A 21,749-nucleotide genomic window follows, 5' to 3' on the forward strand; every position below is an offset into this window, starting at 1 on the left:
CATTCATCGCTTTCTTTAGTTTGTCAGTACAGCTCGCATCAATACGGTTTCTTGCAGCGCCACGGTGGCGTTCAGGTGATCGTTCAGCACTTCCCGTGCGCAGGTGTGGCATTTGCCGCAGCAGGTGGCCACGCCCAGGTCGCGGCGCAGTTCGGCCATGCTGGACAGGCCAAGATCGACGGCTTGACGGATTTCACGATCAGATATGTTGTTGCAGACACATACAATCATTGATACACCTTCTGGCTGGAGGATGAACAGACACTAGTGCTGGAAAGCATTGTTGCTAGTGTTTTAATGAGAATCATTATCATTACGTTTCATTGTCGCGCAAAGTGCAGGACAATGCAAGCGATTTTGATCAAGTGTGCGGCAGTTGGCGGCCTGGCGCCGTAGCTTGACAGGCCATGTTCCCGTATGACGCAGCCCTTGATGGGGGCGGCTCTCCGGGCTAAATAAAAACTATTCGCATTCATGTTTATAATGCTGGTATTGTCTCGGACGGTCGCCGTCTGGACAGATTGAATGGCCGCTTGTCGGTAATGCGCAACAGTTGCGTTTTACCTCACAAACCTCGAACCGGTGCAAGGCGCCTTGCGCCGTCGCCGGTATCAGGTGTTCTTAATTTGAACGGAATTTGCTCATGACTCTAGTTCCACCCATGATGACGCTCGATGCGCTGGCAGTCGGCCAGAGCGGCACGGTGTTGCATATCACGCCCCACACGGCAGGACAGACGGAGGACGGCGTCGACCTGGCCCGCCGTTTGATGGAGCTGGGATTCGTTCCCGGCGAACGTATCCGCATGCTCAAGCGCGGCATTCCCGGTGGCGATCCGCTGGCCATCAAGGTCGGCAATGCCACATTCGCGCTGCGCCGCTTCGAAGCGGCGCTGATTACGATTCAACCGCTGCTTCAACCGGAATGACCATGGGTGCTGTCGAAACTATCGTCGATGCGGGCGTGCACAAGCCGCCGCATCAGCCACAAATTGCCTTGCTGGGCAATCCCAACTGCGGCAAGACCGCCCTGTTCAACCGTTTGACGGGCGCGCGCCAGAAAGTGGCGAACTACGCCGGCGTGACCATCGAGCGCAAGGAAGGCCATTTCACTTCGCCCGCCGGCACGCCCGTGCGCCTGCTCGACCTGCCGGGCGCCTACAGCCTGTCGGCCACCACGCCCGATGAAGCCATCACGCGCGACGTGGTGGGCGGCCTGCGCCGCGGCGACCCGCGTCCGGACGCCATCATCTGCGTCGTCGACGCCACCAATTTGCGCCTGAATCTGCGCCTGGTGCTGGAAGTCAAGCGCCTGGGCTTGCCCATGCTGCTGGCGCTGAACATGACGGACGTGGCGCGCAAGCGCGGCATGCTGATCGACACGGCCAGGCTGTCGCAGGAACTGGGCATGCCCGTGGTGGAAACCGTCGCAGTGCAGCACGACGGCGAAAAAGCCTTGCTGAATGCCATCGACGCCATGCTGCCGCTGCCGGTGGTGGTAGCGAAACCGCTGGCGGCCATCGATGCCGTCAGCGTCGAGGAAACCCAGCGCGAAGTGCGCCGCATCCTGGCCGCCGTCAGCAATGACACGAGCGACAAGGGCAACCTGACGGAAAAGATCGACGACGTGGTGCTGCACCCCGTATTCGGTCCCATCATCCTGGCCGTGCTGATGTTCCTGATCTTCCAGGCCGTGTTTGCCTGGGCCGCCACGCCGATGGAAATGATCACCGATGGCGTGGGCCACCTGGGCGCCGTGCTGACGGCGAACATGCCTGACGGTCACCTGAAAAGTTTGCTGGTGGAAGGCATCATCGGCGGCGTCGGCAGCGTGCTGGTGTTCCTGCCGCAGATCCTGATTTTGTTCTTCTTCATCCTGAGCCTGGAAGACTGCGGCTACCTGCCGCGCGCGGCATTTTTGCTGGACCGCCTGATGGGCGGCGTGGGCCTGTCCGGCCGCGCCTTCATCCCGTTGCTGTCGAGCTTTGCCTGCGCCATTCCCGGCGTGATGGCGGCGCGCACCATCCAGAACCCGCGCGACCGCCTGGTCACCATCATGATCGCGCCGCTGATGACGTGTTCGGCGCGTTTGCCCGTGTATGCGCTGATCATCGCCGCCTTCATCCCCGAGCGCCAGGTATGGGGCTATCTGAGCCTGCAAGGCCTGGTGCTGTTCGTGCTGTACTTCGCCGGCATCATCTCGGCCATGGCCGTGGCCTGGGTCATGAAGCGCGGCATGGGCGTGCGCGGCAACCAGCCGCTGATGCTGGAACTGCCGGCGTATCACTGGCCGCATCTGCGCAACCTGGCCGTCAGCCTGTGGGAGCGCGCGAAGATATTCCTCACGCGCGTCGGTACCATCATCCTGAGCCTGATGATCATCCTGTGGTTCCTCAGCACCTTCCCCGGCCCGCCGGACAATGCGATCCATCCGCCGATCTACTACAGCCTGGCCGGCATCCTGGGCCGCGGCCTGGAAGTGATCTTCGCGCCGATCGGCTTCAACTGGCAGATCTGCATCGCGCTGGTGCCGGGCATGGCGGCGCGCGAAGTGGCCGTCGGCGCCCTGGGCACCGTGTACGCGCTGTCGCAAACGGGCGACGCGCTGGCCACCACGCTGGAACCTCTGATCGCCCATTCGTGGTCGATGGCCACCGCGCTGTCCCTGCTGGCCTGGTATGTGTTTGCGCCGCAGTGCCTGTCGACCCTTTCCGTGGTGAAGCGCGAGACGGGCGGCTGGCGCTATCCGCTGCTGATGGCCGGCTACATGTTCGCCCTGGCCTACGCCGCCTCGTTCATCACGTACCGCGTCGCCCTGATGCTGGGCGCTTAGGAGAAAACCATGTGGCAAACCCTGATCGTCGCCCTGATCGTCGCAGCCGCGCTGCTGCATTTTTCGACCAAGTACCTGCCGGCGGGCGTGCGCCGCGCCATCGTACGTGGCCTCGTGCGCTGCGGCCTCGATGAGGCGAAGCTGTCGACCTTCTTCAAGGTGGCGCCGGGCTGCGGCAGCGGTTGCGGTTCCTGCGGCTCCTGCGATAGTCCGCCGCCGCCGCCGTCCGCCACGCCGCCGGCCGACGGCAGCAGCAAGCGCGTGATCCTGATGCAGGTACAGCGTTAGGGCTTGATGTAGGTCTGGTCACGGGTGCGCCAGTGGGCTACACTGGGATTTCCGCATGGCAAGGAGTGGCAATGGCGATACTGTTGATCTTCATGTTTCTGTTTGCGATCGCCACCTGGCTGCTGGCCAGCCGGCGCGGCCGCCACGGGGGACTCTGGTTCGGCATCGGCCTGTTCCTCGGGCCGTTTGCCTTGCTGGCGGTGGCGGCTCTGCCGCCCGTCGCAGCAACCTGAATGAAAAAAACCCGCGCATGCGGGTTTTTTTACGTCTGCAGTACGGCGCTTACGCTTTGCCAGCCAGCTTGTCGACGACCGGCACCAGCGCGGCCGGGCGGCAGCCGAAGGCGGCCAGGCGGCCTTGCGCGTTGGGCGCCAGGTCCAGGTCATACGGTAAACGGCCCGCCACCAGCCACAGTTTATCGTGCGGCAGGGCTTCGACGAGGCGGCGCTGGCCGTCGACGAACATGGCGTTATACGTTTGCAGCACGATCTGCTGCGCGCCTTGCGCAAAGGCGATGGCCTCGTTGACCTCGTCGTCCAGCGCTTCGGCCGACAAGGCATACTCGCGCACGTCCAGGCCCGTTTCGAGCAGCGCCGGCAGCATCGAGCTGCGCGCTTCCTTGTTGCGGCCCAGCGCCACTTCGTCGATTTCGCTGCGCGAACGCACTTCCACCGTCAGCAGGATCACGGGCAGGCTGGCGTCGAGCGGGCGGTAGTCTCCCTGCACGCGCAAGGCGGCTTTTTGCAGCAGCTGCGACAGGGCCATGGCGGCCGGTTGCATCAGCGCCGGTGGCGTGACGGGGCGCGCACGCCAGTCGCGCACGGCGCGTTTGCGCTTGAGTTCAGCCACGCGCGCACAAGCCGCGTCGATGCGGGAGATCGCAATGTCACCGCGCTCCACGGCGGCGATGACGGCATCGATAGCGGCCGTCTGCTGCGCTTCGCGGTGCGAGATGAGGACGATGTCGGCGCCTGCCTGCAGGGTGGCGATGGCGCCCTGGGCGATGCCGATGCCGTCGGCAATGGCCGCCATTTCCAGGCAGTCGGTGATGACGACGCCCTTGTAGCCCATTTCACCGCGCAGCAGGTCCGTCAGCACGCCTTTCGACAGGGTGGCCGGCACGCTGGTGTCGGCCTCGAAGGCGGGGAAGACCACGTGCGCCGTCATGATGGCGTCCACGCCGCCGGCAATGGCTGCGCGGAAGGGTGCCAGTTCCACGGCGCGCAGGCGTTCCTTGTCGTGCGGGACCAGCGCCATGGCGTAATGCGTATCGATGGCCGTGTCGCCGTGGCCGGGGAAATGCTTGGCTGTCACGGCCACGCCGCTGGCGCGCTGGCCGCGCATGGCCGCCATGCCGTAGTCAATGACGGTGGCGGCATCCTCGCCATACGCGCGCACGCCGATGACGGGATTGTTGCGGTTGTTGTTCACGTCCAGCACGGGCGCGAGCAGCAGGTTGATGCCCACCTGGCGCATTTCATCGCCGCAGATCTGGTTCATGCGTTCGCAGTCCTCGATGGAGCCGGCCGCCTGGAAAGCCATCGCGGCGGGAATTGGCGTCACGCCCTGCTCGATGCGCATGACCATGCCGCCTTCCTGGTCGATGGAAATCAAGAGCGGCGTGTCGGACACTTCCGCGTTGATCTCCTGCAGCTCGCGGCACAGGGCCGACACTTGCGCGGGCGTGTGCACGTTGCGGCGGAACAGGATCACGCCGCCCACCTTCTTTTCGCGTATCAAGGTCTTGATATGCTCGTCCGCCTGCAGGGCGTCGAAGCCCACCATGAATAGCTGTCCTACTTTCTCGCGCAAACCCTGCTCCATGCTGCAACTCCTCCGGTATTCATTCTGATGACGACAAGTCCGTATTCTGGCCCCTGGTGACGCATCTGGACAATCACCGGAAAAGCTGCCTTTTTTTGGTATTGTATTGGATTCAGATAATTGCGCAAGTGGTTATTAAGTGGTATTGCTCCACTTGCGCAAAGGCCGTATCAATCGAGGCGCTGGAACGATGCCGATTGCGCCTTGGGCCAGTACAGGCCGAACACGGGCGGCAGTTGCGGCAGCTGGCTCGGGTCGAGCAGCTGGCCCGCTTCCAGGAAGGGCAGCAGGGCCGAGGCCAGTTTCACCTGGTTCGGCGAGATGCGGCGCACCAGGTGGTGCGGACGCAGTTCCTGCGGGTGCGCCAGGCCGGCGGCGGCGATCAGTTCGGCCAGCGCCTTCATGGTGTTCTGATGGAAGTGCGCCACGCGGGCGATTTTGTCGGATACCACCAGCGCGCGCTGGCGCTGCGGGTCTTGCGTGGCCACGCCGGTCGGGCAGCGGTCCGTGTGGCAGCTTTGCGACTGGATGCAGCCCAGCGCGAACATGAAGCCGCGCGCCGAATTGCACCAGTCGGCGCCCAGCGCCAGCAGGCGGGCGATGTCGAAGGCCGTGATGATCTTGCCCGAGCAGCCGATCTTGATGCGTTCGCGCAGATTGGCGCCCACCAGGGTGTTATGCACGAGCACCAGCGCTTCCTGCAGCGGCGTACCGACATGGTCCGTGAATTCCAGGGGCGCGGCGCCCGTGCCGCCTTCGCTGCCGTCGACAACGATGAAGTCGGGCGTGATGCCCGTTTCCAGCATGGCTTTGACGATGGCGAAAAACTCCCACGGGTGGCCGATGGCCAGTTTGAAGCCCGTCGGCTTGCCGCCGGAGAGCGTGCGCAGGCGGTCGATAAAGTGCAGCATTTCCAGCGGCGTGGAAAAGGCGCTGTGCGCGGCCGGCGAGACGCAATCCTCGCCCACCATCACGCCGCGCGTGGTGGCGATCTCGATCGTCACTTTCGGGCCGGGCAGCACGCCGCCGTGGCCCGGCTTGGCGCCCTGCGACATTTTCAGCTCGATCATTTTGACCTGCTCGGAGCTGGCGTTGGCGAGGAAGCGCTCTTCCGAAAACGTGCCGTCCTGGTTGCGGCAGCCGAAATAGCCGGAGCCGATTTCCCATACCAGGTCGCCGCCGTTTTCGCGGTGATAAGGACTGATGCTGCCTTCGCCCGTATCGTGCATGAAGCCGCCGCTGCGCGCGCCGCCGTTCAGGGCCAGGATGGCATTGGCCGACAGGGCGCCAAAGCTCATTGCCGAGATATTGAAGACGCTGGCCGAATACGGCTTTTCACGCGGGCAGTCCGGATGGTTGCCGATCTCGATGCGGAAATCGTGGCCCGTCACCTTGGCGGGAGCGATGGAATGGTTGATCCATTCGTAGCCCGCTTCATACACGTCGAGCTGGGTGCCGAACGGACGCTTGTCCGTCTGCTCCTTGGCGCGCTGGTAGACGATGCTGCGCTGGCTGCGCGAGAACGGCGTCGCTTCGCTGTCGCTTTCCAGGAAATACTGGCGGATTTCGGGGCGGATGCTCTCGAAGAAGAAACGGAAATGCGCGAGGATGGGGTAGTTGCGGCGCAGGGCGCGCTTCGTTTGCAGCAGATCGCTGATGCCGACCAGGGTCAGCGCGCCGGCCAGCACGGGCAGCCAGTAATGATCGTAGTAAAACAGGGACAGGACAAAGATGGCTGCCGTCGCAATGAAGGTCAGGTAGCGAAATGGTACTAGGTGCATGGGCACTCCGGTGAAGTCAGACTGATATTGCCGAGTCTACCTTCGATTCGCGGAACGTGCTGGTGGGAAAGAACGCGGCGCCCCGTGGATGCCGCGCAGGATCAGCGTTGTGCGGCGCGGATGCGTTCGATGCGTTCAGTACTGGCCGGATGGCTCGACAGGTAGGGCGTGCCCTCGTCCAGCTTGCCCAGGGCGACAAACACTTGCGCCAGGTGTTCCAGCGGGATGCCGTTCTGGCGCAGCATGGCGATGGCGTAGTCGTCTGCGTCGCGTTCCACATCGCGCGAATACTTCAAGTCCAGCAGCAGCGGCGGCAGGGTCGCCACCACCGTCGACACGTCGCCGAACAGCAGCGCAGCGCCGGCGCCGACGGCCGAAGTCTGGATGATGCGCCGCGTCAGGTGGCGCTGCTGCAAATGCCCCAGCTCATGCGCCAGCACGCCCATGATGGCCAGGTCGTCCGGCAGCAGTTCGATCATTTCGTCCGTCAGCACGATGTCGCCGGATGGCAGGGCAAACGCGTTCGGGCCGATCTTGCTCTTGCGGAAAACGATGCGGTGCACGGGCGTGCTGTCGCCTGGCGTGGCCAGGCGCGCGAACTGGGCGCGCAAGGCTTGCTGGCGCGCGCCATCGAGCTGGCTGGGCGCGAACACATGGCGGTCCAGCATGTCGAGCACGCCCTGGCCCAGCTGCCGTTCGACAGACTGCGGCAGGGTGTACGCGATGCCCTTGGCCGCCAGCGGCAGCAGGTACTGGTAGCTGAGCCACAGGGCCAGCACGGTGGCGACCGTGGCCAGCAGGGCGCCGCGCCAGCTTTGCTGCAGCCGCACCACCCAGCCGTCGCGGTGGCCCGTGTCGTGCAGCAGGCTGTTGAAGGCAAGCTGGTCGGCGATTTCCAGGTAGGCGCCATCGGCAAAACTGACCTTGCGCACGGCGTGGCTGCTGCGTTCGGACACGTGCAGCTCGCCCAAGGGGCAGCTGCGCTCAATGTCGCCGGCCAGCACGGCCTGACCATCGCGCACGCTGAGCGTGACGTGGTACAGGCGTGAGGTCTGGCCGTCGAAATAGCGCGCTGGCACGGGGGCCGCGCCCGGCGCGTCGTGATCGGGCGTCATGCTACAGCGACAGGTCGAAGTCCAGCAGGTCGACCATGCCTTCGCCCGTGGCCGACACTTGCTGGCCCGTGGCGGCGACAAATTCGTCCAGGCTGCCGTGCACCAGCATGGAAGTCGCTTCCAGGCGGTACTTCAGCCAGCGCACATGGGCGAATGGCGTAAACAGGCCCAGGGTGACGACGATGCCCAGCAGGTTGCTCAGCATGACGAAGGTGGTGCGGCCCCAGGTCAGCTGCGACTGGAACTGGTGTTGCTGCAGGCGCGTATGGTTCCAGATCAGGTTCTGGATCATGGTCAGGAACAGCGGCAGCACGGTGAACGCCCACAGGTACAAGGCGCCGATGGCAAACAGCAGGCTGCCCACCTTGGTCTTGTCATTCGCATTGGCCGCAAACGAGGCGAACACGCTGCCGAAGACGACGAAAATCAGGACCAGCAAGCCGCCCAGCAGCAGCGCGAAGAACAGCAGGTAGGTCTTGTAGAAGCTGCCGACCGTGGCGTCAAAGCTGAAATGGGTGGCGCCGAAACGGCTTTGCGTGTGCTGGAAGCGCTTCAGGCGCTGGTGCAGGAAAGGCGTCATCAGGCCGCCCGTGAAGGTATTCAGGATGGGCAGCCACAGGAAATATTTGTAGGCTTCCTTGGCGCTGCCGCCAAAGCCGAAGCGGATGCCGCGATAGCTGGTGTTGTACAGCTTGAATTGCAGGCTTTTCCAGACCAGCCAGGGCAGGATGGCGGCCAGCAGCACGAACATCAGCAAGCCGACGACGGGCGAGACCTGGAAGGCGATGTTGTAGCCGGCGATCAGCACCACGGCCGCGATGCGGCCTTTCAGGATGGCCACGGCGTTGCCATGGTATTCGAAGCTGCCGCCCGCCAGGTGGGTGCTCGAATAGAAGTAGCGGTTGCGGCGCACCTTGGCCCAGGCGGAATAAATGCCCAGGGTGACGATGCTCAGCAGCAGGTTGACGATCCAGATACGGAAGTATTCGCTGCCGGTGGCGCTGAAGGTGATGGCTTCTTGCCGGGGAGTAGTGTTGTTTGCGTCGAAATCCACAGGGGTTTCCTTACTGATTGGAAACAAAACAAGATAAGGGATTATTGAAAAGTTATCAATTGAAAATACTGTTTTTCGCAATTTTTTCGTCGATTCGCTTGCGCCGACCCGATCCGGCCGTCCCCGGCTATACTGGAACTCAACCATCGTTACCGGGAAAACCATGATCGTCGTCCACCATCTGAACAACTCGCGCTCGCAGCGCGTGCTCTGGCTGCTCGAGGAACTGGGCCTCGACTACGAGGTCAAGCGCTACCAGCGCGACCCGAAAACCATGCTGGCGCCCGCTTCCTTGAAAGCCGTGCATCCGCTGGGCAAGTCGCCCGTGATCACGGATGGCGCCAACACCATCGCCGAATCGGGCGCCATCATCGACTACCTGGTCGAGCGCTACGGCAATGGCCGCTTGATACCGGCGGCGGGCACGCCGGACAAGCTGCGCTGGACTTACTGGCTGCATTTCGCGGAAGGCTCGGCCATGCCGCCGCTGCTGATGAAGCTGGTGTTCGACAAGGTCGAATCGTCGCCGATGCCGTTTTTCGTCAAGCCGATCGCGCGCGGCATCGCCAGCAAGGTCAAGAGCAGCTTCGTCCTGCCCAATATTAATAGCCAGCTGGCCTACATGGAAGCGGAGCTGGAGAAAACCAAATGGTTTGCCGGCAATGAATTCACGGCGGCCGACATCCAGATGAGTTTTCCGCTGGAAGCGGCCGCCATGCGCGGCGGACTCGACGAGCGCTTGCCGAAGCTGACGGCGTTCCTGCAGCGCATCCACGCGCGCCCGGCCTACCAGCGCGCCCTGGAAAAAGGCGGGCTCTACGATTTCGCCAAATGAGAACGCCGAACCAAACCTACTGCGCGTCGCGACTTGCGGCCTGCGATGCTCACCGTACTTGAGTACGGTTGCGCTTCTTAGCCACAATTCACTTCCGCTCGCTACGGTTTTGTTAGGCGTTGTTACGCCGCGTAAAACCTGCCAAGCGGAATTCGCGGGGAATAGTGCTTGCTCCATACGGTAAAATGATCAATTCAATCAGTATCCACTTACCGCATGGCCCGACTCCTCGCTATCGACGGCTTGAATATCGTACGCCGCGTCTACGAAGCCAGTCCTGAACCCGATTCCGACCTGAAGGCGGAGATCGCGCTGCGCCATGCGCTGTCGTCATTCCGCACCCTCATCAACGACCATGAGCCGACGCACATCCTGCCGGCCTTCGACTTTGGTGGCCCGACTTGGCGCCACGCCCTGTATGCCGGTTACCGCGAGGGGCGCCAGCCCATGCCGCAGGTGCTGCGCGACGCCTTGCCCGGCTTTTATGACACCCTGGCCAGCTTCGGCATGCATGTGGTCAGCATTCCCGAGGTCGAGGCCGACGACGTGATCGGCACGGCCGTCATGCGCTGGCTGCACGAGGGGCGCGGCGCGGCCGTCATCGCCACCACCGACAAGGACTTGCATGGCCTGATCGCCCACGGCGCGCTCGTCTGGGATCACTTCAAGGGCATCTGGCACGACCACGCCTGGGTCGAGAAAAAGTTCGGCGTGCCGCCGGAACTGCTGCCCGACCTGCTGGCGCTGATGGGCGACGTCACCGACAGCATTCCCGGCGTGTCGAAGATCGGCTTGAAAACGGGCGCGAAACTGTTGCGTGCCTACGGCAATATCGACGCCGTGATGGCCGGCGCGGGCATTTTGCCCGGTGCGCTCGGTGAAAGCCTGCGAAAAGAGCGGGAAATACTGTATCTTTCAAGAAAGTTAGTTGCGCTCAAAACGGATGTGACCTTGGGCGTGACCTGGAACAAGCTGGCGTGGGAAAAGTAGAGCGCCAGGCAAGAACAATCAAGCAAGGGAAGTAAATCATGATGTTAAAGACAGTCCTGATCGATAGCAGCGCCGTGGCGCGCGGCCTGCTGAATACGGTCCTGACCGATGGCGGCTACGATGTCTGCGGGCAGACGCATACGAGCGCGCTGGGGCTGGCGCTGCTGGTCAAGCACCATCCGCATTTCGTCTGCATCGCGCGTGAGCAGGTGGAAGATGGCAGCAATGTGGTGCAGACCATCCGCGCCCAGTATCCGAAGACGCTCATTTTCATGGTCTCGGGCGGCATCGATGCCGCCTCGCTGCAGGCGGCCCACGCCATGGGCGTGTCGGGCTTCATCGTGAAACCGTTCATGGCCGACACGGTCCTGAAAACCGTGCGCAACACGGTCATTGCCATGGTGCGCAAGCAGCAGCAGGCGCTGGCCGCTGCTCAGAAGGACGCCTGATTAAATCTACTGCGCGTCGCGATTTGCGGCCGGCGATGCTCACTGTACTAAAGTACAGCTGCGCTTCTCGGGCCAACGGGGGCGCCGAGCCTCACTGCCGCTCGCTACGATTTTCTCAGGCGTTGATACTGAACTTTACGCATACAATTATTACAGCACCCCGGTTGAACTGGCGATAATGCCGCCGCCCAGGCACACGTCGCCGTCGTACAGCACGGCCGACTGGCCCGGCGTGACGGCCCATTGCGCCTGGTCGAAGGCCAGGCTGAAGTGTTCATTCCCCTCCGGCAGCAAGTGGCAAGCCACGTCGGCCTGGCGGTAGCGCGTCTTGGCGCTCAAGGCGCCCGCCTGCGGCGCCACACCCGCCACCCAGCTGGCCTGGTCGGCCGTCAAGGCCGGTGACAGCAGCCACGGGTGGTCATGACCCTGCACCACCCACAAGGTATTGTTGGCGATATCCTTGCGCGCCACATACCAGGCGTCGCTGCTGCCGTCGGCGTTCTGGTACGACTTCACGCCGCCGATGCCGATGCCCTTGCGCTGGCCCAGGGTATAAAAACTCAGTCCCACGTGTTCGCCCACGGTCTTGCCGTCGGCCGTTTTCATCGGGCCTGGCTTGTAGGACAGGTAGCGGTTCAAAAATTCGCGGAACGGACGTTCGCCGATAAAGCAGATGCCCGTCGAATCCTTCTTTTGCGCGTTCGGCAGGGCCAGTTTCTCGGCGATCTGGCGCACTTGCGTCTTCGGGATTTCACCGAGCGGGAACAAGGTCTTGGACAACTGCGCCTGGTTCAAACGGTGCAGGAAGTAGCTTTGATCCTTGCTGGCGTCGACGGCTTTCAGCAGCTCATAACGGCCCGCATCGGTGGGCGCCTGGCGCACACGCGCATAGTGGCCGGTGGCGATCAGGTCGGCGCCCAGCGTCATGGCGTGGTCGAGGAAGGCCTTGAACTTGATTTCGGCGTTGCACAGCACGTCCGGGTTCGGCGTGCGGCCAGCCTGGTATTCGCGCAAGAAATCGGCGAACACGCGGTCCTTGTATTCGGAGGCGAAATTGACGGCTTCGATATCGACGCCGATGACGTCGGCCACGCTGGCCGCGTCGATCCAGTCCTGGCGCGTGGAGCAGTATTCCGAATCGTCGTCATCTTCCCAGTTTTTCATGAACAGGCCGATGACTTCATAGCCTTGTTCCTTCAGCATCCATGCCGCGACCGAGGAATCGACCCCGCCCGACATGCCGATAACGACTTTCTTCTTGCTCATCTTGCTTTCCAGTTACTTTAATAATATGGCAATGCGTATTGCTATGCGCTATTGAAAACGGACGCATGCGTGTGCAGCAGGGCCAGCGGCGCGCGCCGGCCGGCCAGGTATTCGTCCACACACTGCAGCACCAGCGGGCTGCGGTGGCGTTCCTGGCACGCCGCCAGCTCGTCGCGCGTCATCCACAGGGTGCGGATGATGCCTTCGTCCAGCGGACGGTCATGCTCGGCGCCGGCCGTGCCGCAAAAGGTGAAGCGCAAATAGGTCACGTCCTCGCCCGTGCGCAGTGACTGATAGCGCGACATGTACATGCCGACCAGTGCCGTGGGGATGAAATCGTAGGCCGCTTCTTCCAGCGTTTCGCGGATCACCGCCTGTTCCAGCGACTCGAACGGGTCGAGGTGACCGGCCGGTTGATTGATCTTGATGCCTTCGCTGGTCTCTTCTTCAATCAGTAAAAACAGGCCGTCGCGCTCGACGATGGCGGCAACGGTGACAGAGGGTTTCCAGATTCTCGGCATGATTCCATCCTTGAAAGAGCCGACATTTTATCTTGTTCTGCGCGCGCGGTTTGAACCCGGCCTTCTGTTGCGCGGACATATTGATAAATGACAACGTTTTAGCAAATAGCGGTGGGAGGTACTTACGTCTCTCCCGGGGAGCGCACTAGCATGGGGGCTTAGGCGGCAAGATGGCAGGAAACGCCCGCTAATATAGGCTTTACCGGTGGTCAAAACAAGCGCGCACACGTGCTCGACTGTGGTGAGATTGACACACCTTTCCCACAATACGGGCGCCATACCGCATGGCGGAACGAGGATTGGTATTAGGGGTAAATTAGTGTCGTACAACTAAAAGTTGCTGGTTCACAAACGTTTAACGCGCTGCTTTCCGTGTTAGATTCTAGTCAGTTTATCAATTAGCGGAGGCATCATGAGGATAGGCATACCGGCCGAAACACGGCCTGGTGAAACGCGGGTGGCAGCCACGCCCGAGACAGTCAAGAAGCTGGCAGCCAAGCATCAGATCGTCGTGCAGTCGGGAGCGGGCCTGCAAGCCTCGATTCCTGACGACGCGTATGCCGCCGCCGGCGCGCAGATCGGCACCGCCCAGGAAGCCTATGGCTGCGCCATCGTGCTCAAGGTGCGTGCGCCCGATGCCGGTGAACGGGCCCTGATGGCCAGCGGCACGGTGCTGATCGGCATGCTCAACCCGTTTGATGCGGACAATATCGCCGCCATGGCCACGGCCGGCCTGTCCGCCTTCGCGCTGGAAGCCGTGCCGCGCATCACGCGCGCGCAGTCGATGGACGTGCTGTCGTCGCAGGCGAACATCGCCGGCTACAAGGCCGTGCTGGTGGCGGCGAATACCTATCAACGCTTCATGCCGATGCTGATGACGGCGGCCGGCACCGTCAAGGCGGCCCGCGTGCTGATCATGGGCGTGGGCGTGGCAGGTTTGCAGGCGATCGCCACGGCCAAGCGGCTGGGCGCCGTCATCGAGGCGTCCGACGTGCGTCCGCCCGTCAAGGAACAAGTGGAGTCGCTGGGCGCCAAGTTCCTCGACGTGCCTTTCCTCACGGATGAAGAAAAAGAGATTGCCAAGGGTGCGGGCGGCTATGCGCGCGCCATGCCGGCCGACTGGATGCGCCGCCAGGCCGAACTGGTGCATGAACGGGCGAAACTGGCCGACATCATCATCACCACCGCGCTGATCCCCGGCCGCGCCGCGCCCGTGCTCATTTCCGAAGAAACGGTGAAAGCCATGAAACCCGGCTCCGTCATCGTCGATCTGGCCGTGGAGCAGGGCGGCAACTGCCCGCTCTCGGAACTGGGCAAGACGGTGCTGAAGCACGGCGTCTACATCGTGGGCGAACCGAATCTGGCGACCCTGGTGGCGGCCGATGCGTCGGCCCTGTATGCGCGCAACGTGCTGGACTTTTTAAAGCTCATCATCGACAAGGACGACCAATTGCTGATCGACCGCGAGGATGAAATCATCAAGGCCAGCCTGGTTTGCGCGGGCAATGACATCCTCAGAAAATAACGCGGCGCCCGGAGAGAACAACATCATGGAAATCAGTCACACCATCATTAACCTGATCATCTTCGTGCTGGCCATTTATGTCGGCTACCACGTCGTCTGGACCGTCACACCGGCGCTGCATACGCCGCTGATGGCCGTCACCAATGCCATTTCCGCCATCATCATCGTTGGCGCCATGCTGGCGGCCGGCCTGACGCAAGGCCCGCTGGCGCAGGCGGCCGGCACCCTGGCCGTGGCGCTGGCCGCCGTCAACGTGTTTGGCGGCTTCCTCGTCACGCAGCGCATGCTCGAGATGTTCCGTAAAAAAGAACCGAAAGCCAAGCAAGGAGCAAAAGAATGAGTCACGCCATGAGCTTCGTCACCATGAACCTGGTGACGATGATGTACCTGATCGCCTCGGTGTGCTTCATCCAGGCCTTGAAAGGCCTGTCGTCGCCCTCGACGGCGCGCCGCGGCAATGCCTTCGGCATGAGCGGCATGGCCATTGCCGCCGTCACCACCGTGGCGCTGATCCTGAAACTGAAGGAACAGCAGACGGGCGGCATGGGCCTGACCCTCGTCATCATCGGCATCGTCACGGGCGGCGCCATCGGCGCCTACCTGGCGAAAACCGTGGAAATGACGAAGATGCCGGAACTGGTGGCGGCCATGCATTCGCTGATCGGTCTGGCGGCCGTGTGCATCGCCGTGGCGGCCGTGTCGGAACCGTGGGCCTTCAATATTGCCAAGAACGGCGAGGCGCTGCCCATCGGTAACCGCTTCGAGCTGTTCATCGGCACCTTTGTCGGCGCCATCACGTTCTCCGGTTCGGTGATTGCCTTCGGCAAGCTGTCGGGCAAATACAAGTTCCGCCTGTTCCAGGGCGCACCCGTCAGCTTCAAGGGCCAGCACATGCTCAACCTGGTGCTGGCGCTGGTGATGATCGCGCTGGGCCTGGTGTTCTGCTTCGCCGACGGCGTCGAACCGGCGTGGACGCCGTTCATCGTCATGGCCGTCATCGCCTTTGCGCTGGGCGTGCTGATCATCATTCCCATCGGCGGCGCCGACATGCCGGTGGTGGTGTCGATGCTCAACAGCTACTCGGGCTGGGCCGCGGCCGGCATCGGTTTTTCGCTGAATAACTCGATGCTGATCATCGCCGGTTCGCTCGTTGGTTCGTCCGGCGCGATCCTGTCGTACATCATGTGCAAGGCCATGAACCGTTCGTTCTTCAACGTCATCCTGGGCGGCTTCGGCGGCGATGCGCCGGCCGCAGGCGCGGCGGGCGCGCAGGAACAGCGTCCCGTGAAATCGGGTTCGGCCGACGACGCCGCCTTCATCATGGGCAATGCGGAAACCGTCATCATCGTGCCCGGCTACGGCCTGGCCGTGGCGCGCGCGCAGCATTCGTTGAAAGAACTGGTGGAAAAGCTCACGCACAAGGGCATCACCGTCAAGTATGCGATCCATCCGGTGGCAGGGCGCATGCCGGGCCACATGAACGTGCTGCTGGCCGAGGCGGAAGTGCCGTACGACCAGGTCTTCGAGATGGAAGACATCAACGGCGAATTCGGCCAGACGGACGTGGTGCTGGTGCTGGGTGCGAACGACGTTGTCAACCCGGCGGCGAAAGACCCGAAATCGCCGATCGCCGGCATGCCGATCCTGGAAGCGTATAAAGCCAAGAGTATCATCGTCAACAAGCGTTCGATGGCGTCCGGCTATGCGGGCCTGGACAACGACCTGTTCTACCAGCCGAACACGATGATGGTGTTTGGCGACGCCAAGAAGGTGATCGAGGATATGGTCAAGGCAATCGAGTAAAGTCTCTCGGTGCAAGACGAGCGGCCCGCCCTGCGCGGGCCGTTTTTATTGGCCGGCCGCTGCCGCGACGACCTGGTTGCGTCCCTGGTGCTTGGCGACATACAGCGCCTTGTCGGCATCCGAGATGGCCGCGTCCAGGCTGGCGCCTTGTACCAGCGGCGCCACGCCGATGCTGATGGTGACGTGCAGCGGGCTGCCGTCGGGCAGCACGGTGACCGCCGCTGCCACGGCCGCGCGGATGCGCTCGGCCACCTGGTGTGCCTGTTGCAGGCTGGCGTCGGGGAAGAGCAGGCCGAACTCCTCGCCACCGAGGCGCGCCGCCACGTCGGTGATGCGCCCCGTGTCGCGCAGCGCCTGCGCCACCGTGCGCAGCACGGCGTCGCCCACGGCATGACCATAGCGGTCGTTGATCTTTTTGAAATGGTCGAGATCGGCCACGCCCACGCTCAGGGCGGCGCCGCTGCGCGCCGCGCGCGCCATCGCCTGCTCGGCCTGCGCTTCATAGGCGCGCCGGTTGGGCAGCGACGTCAGCGCATCGTGCAGCGCCTGCTGTTCCAACTGCGCCAGCAGGCTGGCGTTTTTTGCCGCCAGTTCGCGCCGTTCGCGCACGTCGAGCAAAAAGGCGCCGAAATAGCGCATGCCGTCGACCACGCCCAGGTCCAGCGCCTTCATTTCGATGGGGATCATTTGCGTGTCGCGGTGGCGGATGGCGAATTCGCGTATCTTGCCCAGCACGCTGGAGGTGCGCGAGCTGCGGATGTAGTTGATCACGTGGTTATCGTGCTGGGCGCCGACGGCGTCGGGCAGCAGGCCGTTCAGGGTCTGGCCCAGCAATTCTCCGCTGGCATAGCCGGACAATGCCTGCATGGCGCCATTGATATAGCGGATGCGGCACTGCTCGTCGATGATGATGACGGCGTCGAGGGCGTCTTCCAGCAGGCGGGAAAACAGCACTTCGGGAAGAGCGGCAGGCGGTGCTGCGGGCAATGCATCTGTCATGGAACGGTCGCCAAAAGCCAGGTGACAGCCATTGTCGCATCCGCGGGCCGTTTACTCCATGCCGGATCGCCCGCCTGTTTCTTTTTCGCCCCAGCTATTTCCTTATTGTCAAGACTCAGCGGCGGCCGTACATCATCAATCCGGCCAGTGCCTTGCGTGCCGGCGGGAATGCGTCCAGCAAGCCCAGCGACAGGCCCAGCAAGCCTTGCGTGGGCGCGCTGCCCGTGAAGATGCGCGCCATGGTGTCGGTCACGCGCACGGTAAGCCCCCGGTCTGCCTGGCGCAGGCTGGCGTAGCGTTCCAGCCCGGCCGGGCTGCTGTCCTGCGCCAGCACGCGGGCCAGCACGGCGGCGTCGCGCAAGCCCAGGTTCAGGCCCTGTCCCGCCACCGGATGCAGGGTTTGCGCCGCATTGCCGATGGCGACCGTGCGCGCCGTGCCACCCGTCTGCGCGTTCAGGCCCAGCGGATAGGCCAGGCGCGCCGTCGTGTGGCTAAAGCGTCCCAGGCGGCTGCCGAAGGCGGCGCCCAGGCGCGCCAGGAAGGCCGCGTCGTCGAGGGCCAGCAATTGTTCGGCGCGCGTGGGCGGCACGCACCACACCAGCGCGTAGCCGTCGTCCTGCGGCAGCAGGGCCAGCGGGCCTTCATCGGTGAAGCGCTCGTACGCGCGGTGGGCGACGGGATCGCTGGTGCGCACATGGGCAATGATGGCGCTTTGGCCATAATCGCGGCTGACGGCGCGTTCCTGCTGCTGACCGAACAGGCCGCCTTCGGCCTGCACCAGCAGGCTGGCGCGCAAGCTCGACGCGGCGCCATCCTGTTCCAGCTGCACGCAGACGCCGTCGGCGTCTTCCACGCTGCCCGTCACCAGGGCCGGGCGCAGGCTGGCCACGCCCAGGCGTTCGCACACGTCGGCCAGCGCGCTGACGACGGCGCCGTAACGGGCTACATAGCCGAGGGCCTCGACGCCATGCTCGCTGCGGTCCATCAGGCTGCGCCCGAACTGGCCGCGGCGCGAGACGTGAATCTGGTGAATAGGTGTCGCCTCCACGGGCCAGGCGCCCGCTTCCTCGAGAATCTGGCGGCTGCCGTGCGACAGGGCGATGGTGCGCGGGTCACGCCTGGCTTGATCGAGGGATTTGGCGTCGAGCAGGGCGATGCCGGCGGCGCGGCTGCCCCGCTGCACCAGCAGGGCGGCCAGCGCCATGCCGACGGGGCCGGCGCCGCAGATGGCGAGATCGAAAGTGGACGGTGTATGCATGCGACGGCGTTAATCCTGTGATATCAGTTGTTCGATTTCAGCGACGCTTTTGGGCGCCGTGCTGAAGACTTCATGGCCTTGCGGCGTGACCAGCACGTCGTCTTCGATGCGGATGCCGGTATGCCAGAACTGCTCCGGCACGCCCGCGCCGGGGCGCACATAGATGCCAGGTTCCACCGTCAGCACCATGCCAGCTTCCAGCGCGCGCCACGGCTTGCCGGGCGCACCCGTGTCTCGGTAGGCGCCCACGTCGTGCACGTCCATGCCCAGCCAGTGGCTGGTGCCGTGCATGTAGAAGGGCATATAGGCCTTGTCGGCGATGACGTCCTGCACGCCACCGCTTTTCTGCCGGTCCAGCAAACCCAGGTCCAGCATGCCCTGCGCCAGCACCTGCACGGCCGCCTCGTGGATGGCGCTGTGCGGCAAGCCGGGGCGCAGCATGTCCAGCGCTGCCTGTTGCGCGGCCAGCACCAGCTCATACAGCGCCCGCTGCGGGCCGCTGAAGCGGCCGTTGACGGGCCAGGTGCGCGTGATGTCGGAGGCGTAGCCATCGAGTTCGCAGCCGGCGTCGATCAGCACCAGCTGGCCGTCGGTTAATACCGCGTTGTTGGCGCTGTAATGCAGGATGCAGGCGTTGCCGCCGCCGGCCACGATGGAGGAATACGCGGGGAATTGCGCGCCGCTGCGGCGAAATTCGTACAGCAGCTCCGCTTCCAGCGCGTATTCGTGCATGCCGGGCCGCGTGGCGCGCATGGCGCGCACGTGGGCGGCGCTGGAAATGGCGGCCGCGCGGCGCATCAGGCCCTGTTCTTCCGTATCTTTCAGCAGGCGCATGGCGTCGAGCATGCCGTTGATGTCATGCGCGATGGCGGGCGCCGTGACGCCGCTGCGGGCCTTTTGCCGCACGTTGTGCAGCCAGACCTTGACCTGCGCATCGAGGCTGCCGCCCAGCGCATAGTAAATGGCGGGGGCGTCGGCCAGCAGGCGCGTCATTTCCACGTCGAGTTCCTCGATGGGGAAGGCGCCGTCGAAGCCGAACGTCGTGCGCGCCGCCTCGGGGCCGTGGCGGAAACCGTCCCAGATTTCGCGCTCCGTGTTCTTGGCGCGGCAAAACAGGATGGCGCGCGCGGGCGCCGTGGCGCTGGCGGCCACGAGGGCCACGGCGCTGTCGGGTTCCGTAAAGCCGCTCAGGTAATAGAAATAGCTGTCGTGGCGGTATGGATAATCGCAATCGCTGTTGCGCGGCACTTCGGGCGCCGTGGCGAGGATGGCCACGCTGCCCGGCAGCATCTGCGCCAGCAGCGCCGCGCGCCGGGCCGCGTAGTTGGCCATCATGTTGCGCTGGCCTTGGCCGTGACGCCGTTGAGTACGTCGAGCTGCGCTGGCGTGCCGACATTCGTCCACTCGCCGGGATAGACTTCGCCGCCCACGCGGCCCTGGTCCGCGTACCGGCGCAGCAAATCGCCCAGCTTGGCGTGGCTGCCGGGCGTGATGCCGTCGAACATCTCGGGACGGTACACGCCGATGTTGGCGAAGGTCCACTTGGTATCGTCCGTATTGTTGATCGCGAACAAGGTCAGGCCGAAGTCGCCCTGTGGGTGGAAGTCGGGATTGGGCACCAGGTAAGTCCAGGCGATGTCGCGCTGGTCGGCCGGATACGGCGTGCCCAGCACGTCCTTGTCGGCCAGCACGTCGAGTACCTGCTTGAAGTCGAAATACGGGCAATAGATGTCGCCGGAAATGGCGAGAAAGGGTTCATCGCCCAGCAGGTGGCGCGCCTGGGCGATGCCGCCTGCCGTTTCCAGCGGCGTGGTCTCGGGCGAATACGCGATGCGCGCGCCGTACGCGCTGCCATCGCCCAGGGTTGCCTCGATCTGGTGGCCCAGGTGCGAATGGTTGATGACAATGTCCGTGATGCCGGCGCGCACCAGGTTCAGCACGTGCCAGACGATCAGCGGACGGCCGCGCACTTTCAGCAGCGGTTTGGGACAGGTATCGGTAAGCGGACGCATCCGTTCACCGCGGCCTGCGGCAAAGATCATGGCTTTCATGGAATACTCGTTTTCTGATTCATTGTAAATTGCTCTGAAGTGATCAGAAGGTGTAGCCAACTTGCGGCGTTTTATTCTCCAGGGCATCGAGCAAACGGACCAGCGGCTTGAGTTCCGTGTAGCGGTTGGCCGTTTTGCGCACGTAGTCGAGCACGGTTGGCAGGTCGCCCATGTACAGATCCTTGCCGTCGCGGTAATTCAGGCGCGCGAACAGGCCGAGAATTTTCAAATGGCGTTGCAGGGCCGTGAATTCGAAATCGCGGTAGAAGGCGTCGATGTCGGGATTGACTGGCAAGCCCAGCTGCTTGGCGCGCTGCCAGTAGCGGATCACCCAGTCGAGCACCAGTTCTTCATCCCACTGGATATACGCGTCGCGCAGCAGCGAGGCGATGTCGTAGGTGACGGGGCCGAAGACGGCGTCCTGGAAATCGAGGATGCCGGGATTGGGGAGTGAACCATCGTTGATGTGCATCAAATTGCGAGAATGGTAGTCGCGGTGCATGAAAACTTGCTGCTGCGACAAGATATTCGCCGTGATGGCTTCGAAGACCTTGTCCAGCTGGGTTTGTTGCACATCCGTCAAGGTGGCGCCCAGGTGCTTGCCGATAAACCATTCCGGGAACAGATTCATTTCGCGCAGGATGAAGGCGCGGTCGAATTCGGGCAAGACGTCCGGCTGGCTGGCCAGCTGGATTTTCATCAGCGACTCGAGCGCTTCGGCGTACAGCACGCTGGCGTTGTCGTGGTTCAGGGCGTCGAGGTAGGTGGTCGTGCCCAGGTCGGAGAGCAGCAGGAAGCCCTGCTCCAGGTCTTGCGCGATGATCTCGGGCACGGACACGCCGGCGCCTTTCAGCAAGCCGGCCACCTTGACAAAGGCGGGCACGTTTTCGCGCTCGGGCGGCGCATCCATGGCGATCAGTGTCTTTCCTGGCAAGGTTGTATCGCCGGGCAAGACATCGAGGCGGTAGTAGCGGCGGAAGCTCGCATCGCTGGAAGCGGGGCGGGCGGAATCGGGCGCGACGAGGTTCAGCGGGGCCAACCAGGCTTTCAACAGGGTCAGGCGAGCGTCGGCGGAGGCCGGCGCGGCAGGGGAATTTGGGGAGAATGACATTAAGCGGCCTGTGGAATCGGGTTGATGGTGCAGATTCCCATATAATA

22 protein-coding genes are annotated in these 21,749 nt (G+C 63.4%); 10 read left to right on the forward strand and 12 right to left on the reverse strand.

Annotated elements, in window-relative coordinates; genetic code table 11:
- Positions 1–15: 15 nt before the first annotated feature.
- Positions 16–231, reverse strand: coding sequence for a (2Fe-2S)-binding protein (locus SJI03_RS00345; RefSeq protein WP_034745611.1), 216 nt, complete (start codon positions 229–231; stop codon positions 16–18).
- Positions 232–643: 412 nt separating this feature from the next.
- Here SJI03_RS00345 and SJI03_RS00350 point away from each other — a divergent pair, with 412 nt between their 5' ends.
- The 4 genes from SJI03_RS00350 to SJI03_RS00365 all read left to right on the forward strand — a co-directional run bounded on the left by SJI03_RS00350 (position 644) and on the right by SJI03_RS00365 (position 3,353).
- Positions 644–928 (forward strand): FeoA family protein, encoded by a 285-nt coding sequence (locus SJI03_RS00350; protein WP_077408814.1) that lies wholly within the window; start codon positions 644–646, stop codon positions 926–928.
- 2 nt (positions 929–930) lie between these two features.
- Positions 931–2,832 (forward strand): ferrous iron transporter B, encoded by a 1,902-nt coding sequence (gene feoB / locus SJI03_RS00355; RefSeq protein ID WP_322425879.1) that lies wholly within the window; start codon positions 931–933, stop codon positions 2,830–2,832.
- A gap of 9 nt (positions 2,833–2,841) precedes the next feature.
- Complete coding sequence (locus SJI03_RS00360; protein ID WP_322425880.1) at positions 2,842–3,120, forward strand: hypothetical protein; 279 nt, start codon at positions 2,842–2,844, stop codon at positions 3,118–3,120.
- A 71-nt stretch (positions 3,121–3,191) separates the two neighbouring features.
- The gene (locus SJI03_RS00365) at positions 3,192–3,353 is read left to right on the forward strand and encodes a hypothetical protein (protein WP_322425881.1); all 162 of its coding nucleotides are present in this window, start codon (positions 3,192–3,194) and stop codon (positions 3,351–3,353) included.
- 49 nt (positions 3,354–3,402) lie between these two features.
- Here SJI03_RS00365 and nagZ read toward each other — a convergent pair whose 3' ends face one another.
- The 4 genes from nagZ to SJI03_RS00385 form a co-directional block, all read right to left on the reverse strand.
- Positions 3,403–4,944 carry a beta-N-acetylhexosaminidase gene (gene nagZ, locus SJI03_RS00370; RefSeq protein WP_322425882.1) on the reverse strand — a complete coding sequence of 514 codons (1,542 nt, stop codon included), beginning with the start codon at positions 4,942–4,944 and terminating at the stop codon, positions 3,403–3,405.
- Positions 4,945–5,114: 170 nt separating this feature from the next.
- Positions 5,115–6,725, reverse strand: a complete 1,611-nt coding sequence (locus SJI03_RS00375; RefSeq protein WP_322425883.1) for an FMN-binding glutamate synthase family protein — start codon at positions 6,723–6,725, stop codon at positions 5,115–5,117.
- A 101-nt stretch (positions 6,726–6,826) separates the two neighbouring features.
- Positions 6,827–7,840: a M48 family metallopeptidase gene (locus SJI03_RS00380; protein ID WP_099376254.1), complete on the reverse strand. Its 1,014-nt coding sequence runs from the start codon at positions 7,838–7,840 to the stop codon at positions 6,827–6,829.
- Between the two features lies 1 nt (position 7,841).
- Entirely contained in the window at positions 7,842–8,894 is a 1,053-nt protein-coding gene (locus SJI03_RS00385) for a YjgN family protein (protein ID WP_322425884.1), read from the reverse strand.
- 163 nt (positions 8,895–9,057) lie between these two features.
- Here SJI03_RS00385 and SJI03_RS00390 point away from each other — a divergent pair, with 163 nt between their 5' ends.
- From SJI03_RS00390 to SJI03_RS00400, 3 genes are all read left to right on the forward strand, one after another.
- On the forward strand, positions 9,058–9,729 hold the full coding sequence (locus tag SJI03_RS00390; protein ID WP_322425885.1) for a glutathione S-transferase: 672 nt from the start codon (positions 9,058–9,060) through the stop codon (positions 9,727–9,729).
- Between the two features lie 216 nt (positions 9,730–9,945).
- A complete protein-coding gene (locus tag SJI03_RS00395) occupies positions 9,946–10,719 on the forward strand; it encodes a 5'-3' exonuclease (protein ID WP_322425886.1) in 774 nt (257 codons plus the stop codon).
- 41 nt (positions 10,720–10,760) lie between these two features.
- Complete coding sequence (locus SJI03_RS00400) at positions 10,761–11,168, forward strand: response regulator (protein WP_152250886.1); 408 nt, start codon at positions 10,761–10,763, stop codon at positions 11,166–11,168.
- A 150-nt stretch (positions 11,169–11,318) separates the two neighbouring features.
- On the opposite strand, the gene mnmA is transcribed toward SJI03_RS00400, so the two are convergent.
- Both mnmA and SJI03_RS00410 read right to left on the reverse strand, forming a co-directional pair.
- The gene (gene mnmA / locus SJI03_RS00405; RefSeq protein ID WP_322425887.1) at positions 11,319–12,434 is read right to left on the reverse strand and encodes a tRNA 2-thiouridine(34) synthase MnmA; all 1,116 of its coding nucleotides are present in this window, start codon (positions 12,432–12,434) and stop codon (positions 11,319–11,321) included.
- 41 nt (positions 12,435–12,475) lie between these two features.
- A complete protein-coding gene (locus SJI03_RS00410) occupies positions 12,476–12,955 on the reverse strand; it encodes an NUDIX hydrolase (protein WP_034745637.1) in 480 nt (159 codons plus the stop codon).
- Positions 12,956–13,367: 412 nt separating this feature from the next.
- On the opposite strand from SJI03_RS00410, the gene SJI03_RS00415 reads away from it, so the two are divergent.
- From SJI03_RS00415 to SJI03_RS00425, 3 genes are read left to right on the forward strand one after another with little or no spacing between them, the layout of a single operon-like run.
- Complete coding sequence (locus SJI03_RS00415) at positions 13,368–14,480, forward strand: Re/Si-specific NAD(P)(+) transhydrogenase subunit alpha (RefSeq protein WP_099376259.1); 1,113 nt, start codon at positions 13,368–13,370, stop codon at positions 14,478–14,480.
- Positions 14,481–14,505: 25 nt separating this feature from the next.
- Entirely contained in the window at positions 14,506–14,820 is a 315-nt protein-coding gene (locus SJI03_RS00420) for an NAD(P) transhydrogenase subunit alpha (RefSeq protein ID WP_034778841.1), read from the forward strand.
- A gap of 8 nt (positions 14,821–14,828) precedes the next feature.
- Positions 14,829–16,283 carry an NAD(P)(+) transhydrogenase (Re/Si-specific) subunit beta gene (locus SJI03_RS00425; protein WP_099376260.1) on the forward strand — a complete coding sequence of 485 codons (1,455 nt, stop codon included), beginning with the start codon at positions 14,829–14,831 and terminating at the stop codon, positions 16,281–16,283.
- A 45-nt stretch (positions 16,284–16,328) separates the two neighbouring features.
- Here SJI03_RS00425 and SJI03_RS00430 read toward each other — a convergent pair whose 3' ends face one another.
- The 5 genes from SJI03_RS00430 to SJI03_RS00450 all read right to left on the reverse strand — a co-directional run bounded on the left by SJI03_RS00430 (position 16,329) and on the right by SJI03_RS00450 (position 21,702).
- Positions 16,329–17,282, reverse strand: a complete 954-nt coding sequence (locus SJI03_RS00430) for a sensor domain-containing diguanylate cyclase (RefSeq protein ID WP_322425888.1) — start codon at positions 17,280–17,282, stop codon at positions 16,329–16,331.
- Between the two features lie 115 nt (positions 17,283–17,397).
- Positions 17,398–18,540 carry a UbiH/UbiF/VisC/COQ6 family ubiquinone biosynthesis hydroxylase gene (locus SJI03_RS00435; RefSeq protein ID WP_322425889.1) on the reverse strand — a complete coding sequence of 381 codons (1,143 nt, stop codon included), beginning with the start codon at positions 18,538–18,540 and terminating at the stop codon, positions 17,398–17,400.
- Between the two features lie 9 nt (positions 18,541–18,549).
- Positions 18,550–19,872, reverse strand: a complete 1,323-nt coding sequence (locus SJI03_RS00440) for an aminopeptidase P N-terminal domain-containing protein (protein ID WP_322426417.1) — start codon at positions 19,870–19,872, stop codon at positions 18,550–18,552.
- The gene (gene murU, locus SJI03_RS00445) at positions 19,872–20,591 is read right to left on the reverse strand and encodes an N-acetylmuramate alpha-1-phosphate uridylyltransferase MurU (protein ID WP_099376264.1); all 720 of its coding nucleotides are present in this window, start codon (positions 20,589–20,591) and stop codon (positions 19,872–19,874) included. Before murU ends, SJI03_RS00440 begins: the two co-directional genes overlap by 1 nt.
- Positions 20,592–20,634: 43 nt before the next feature.
- On the reverse strand, positions 20,635–21,702 hold the full coding sequence (locus SJI03_RS00450; protein ID WP_322425890.1) for an aminoglycoside phosphotransferase family protein: 1,068 nt from the start codon (positions 21,700–21,702) through the stop codon (positions 20,635–20,637).
- Positions 21,703–21,749 lie beyond the last annotated feature (47 nt).

This window comes from Janthinobacterium sp. GMG1 (genome assembly GCF_034427795.1).
Classification (GTDB): Bacteria; Pseudomonadota; Gammaproteobacteria; order Burkholderiales; family Burkholderiaceae_D; genus Janthinobacterium.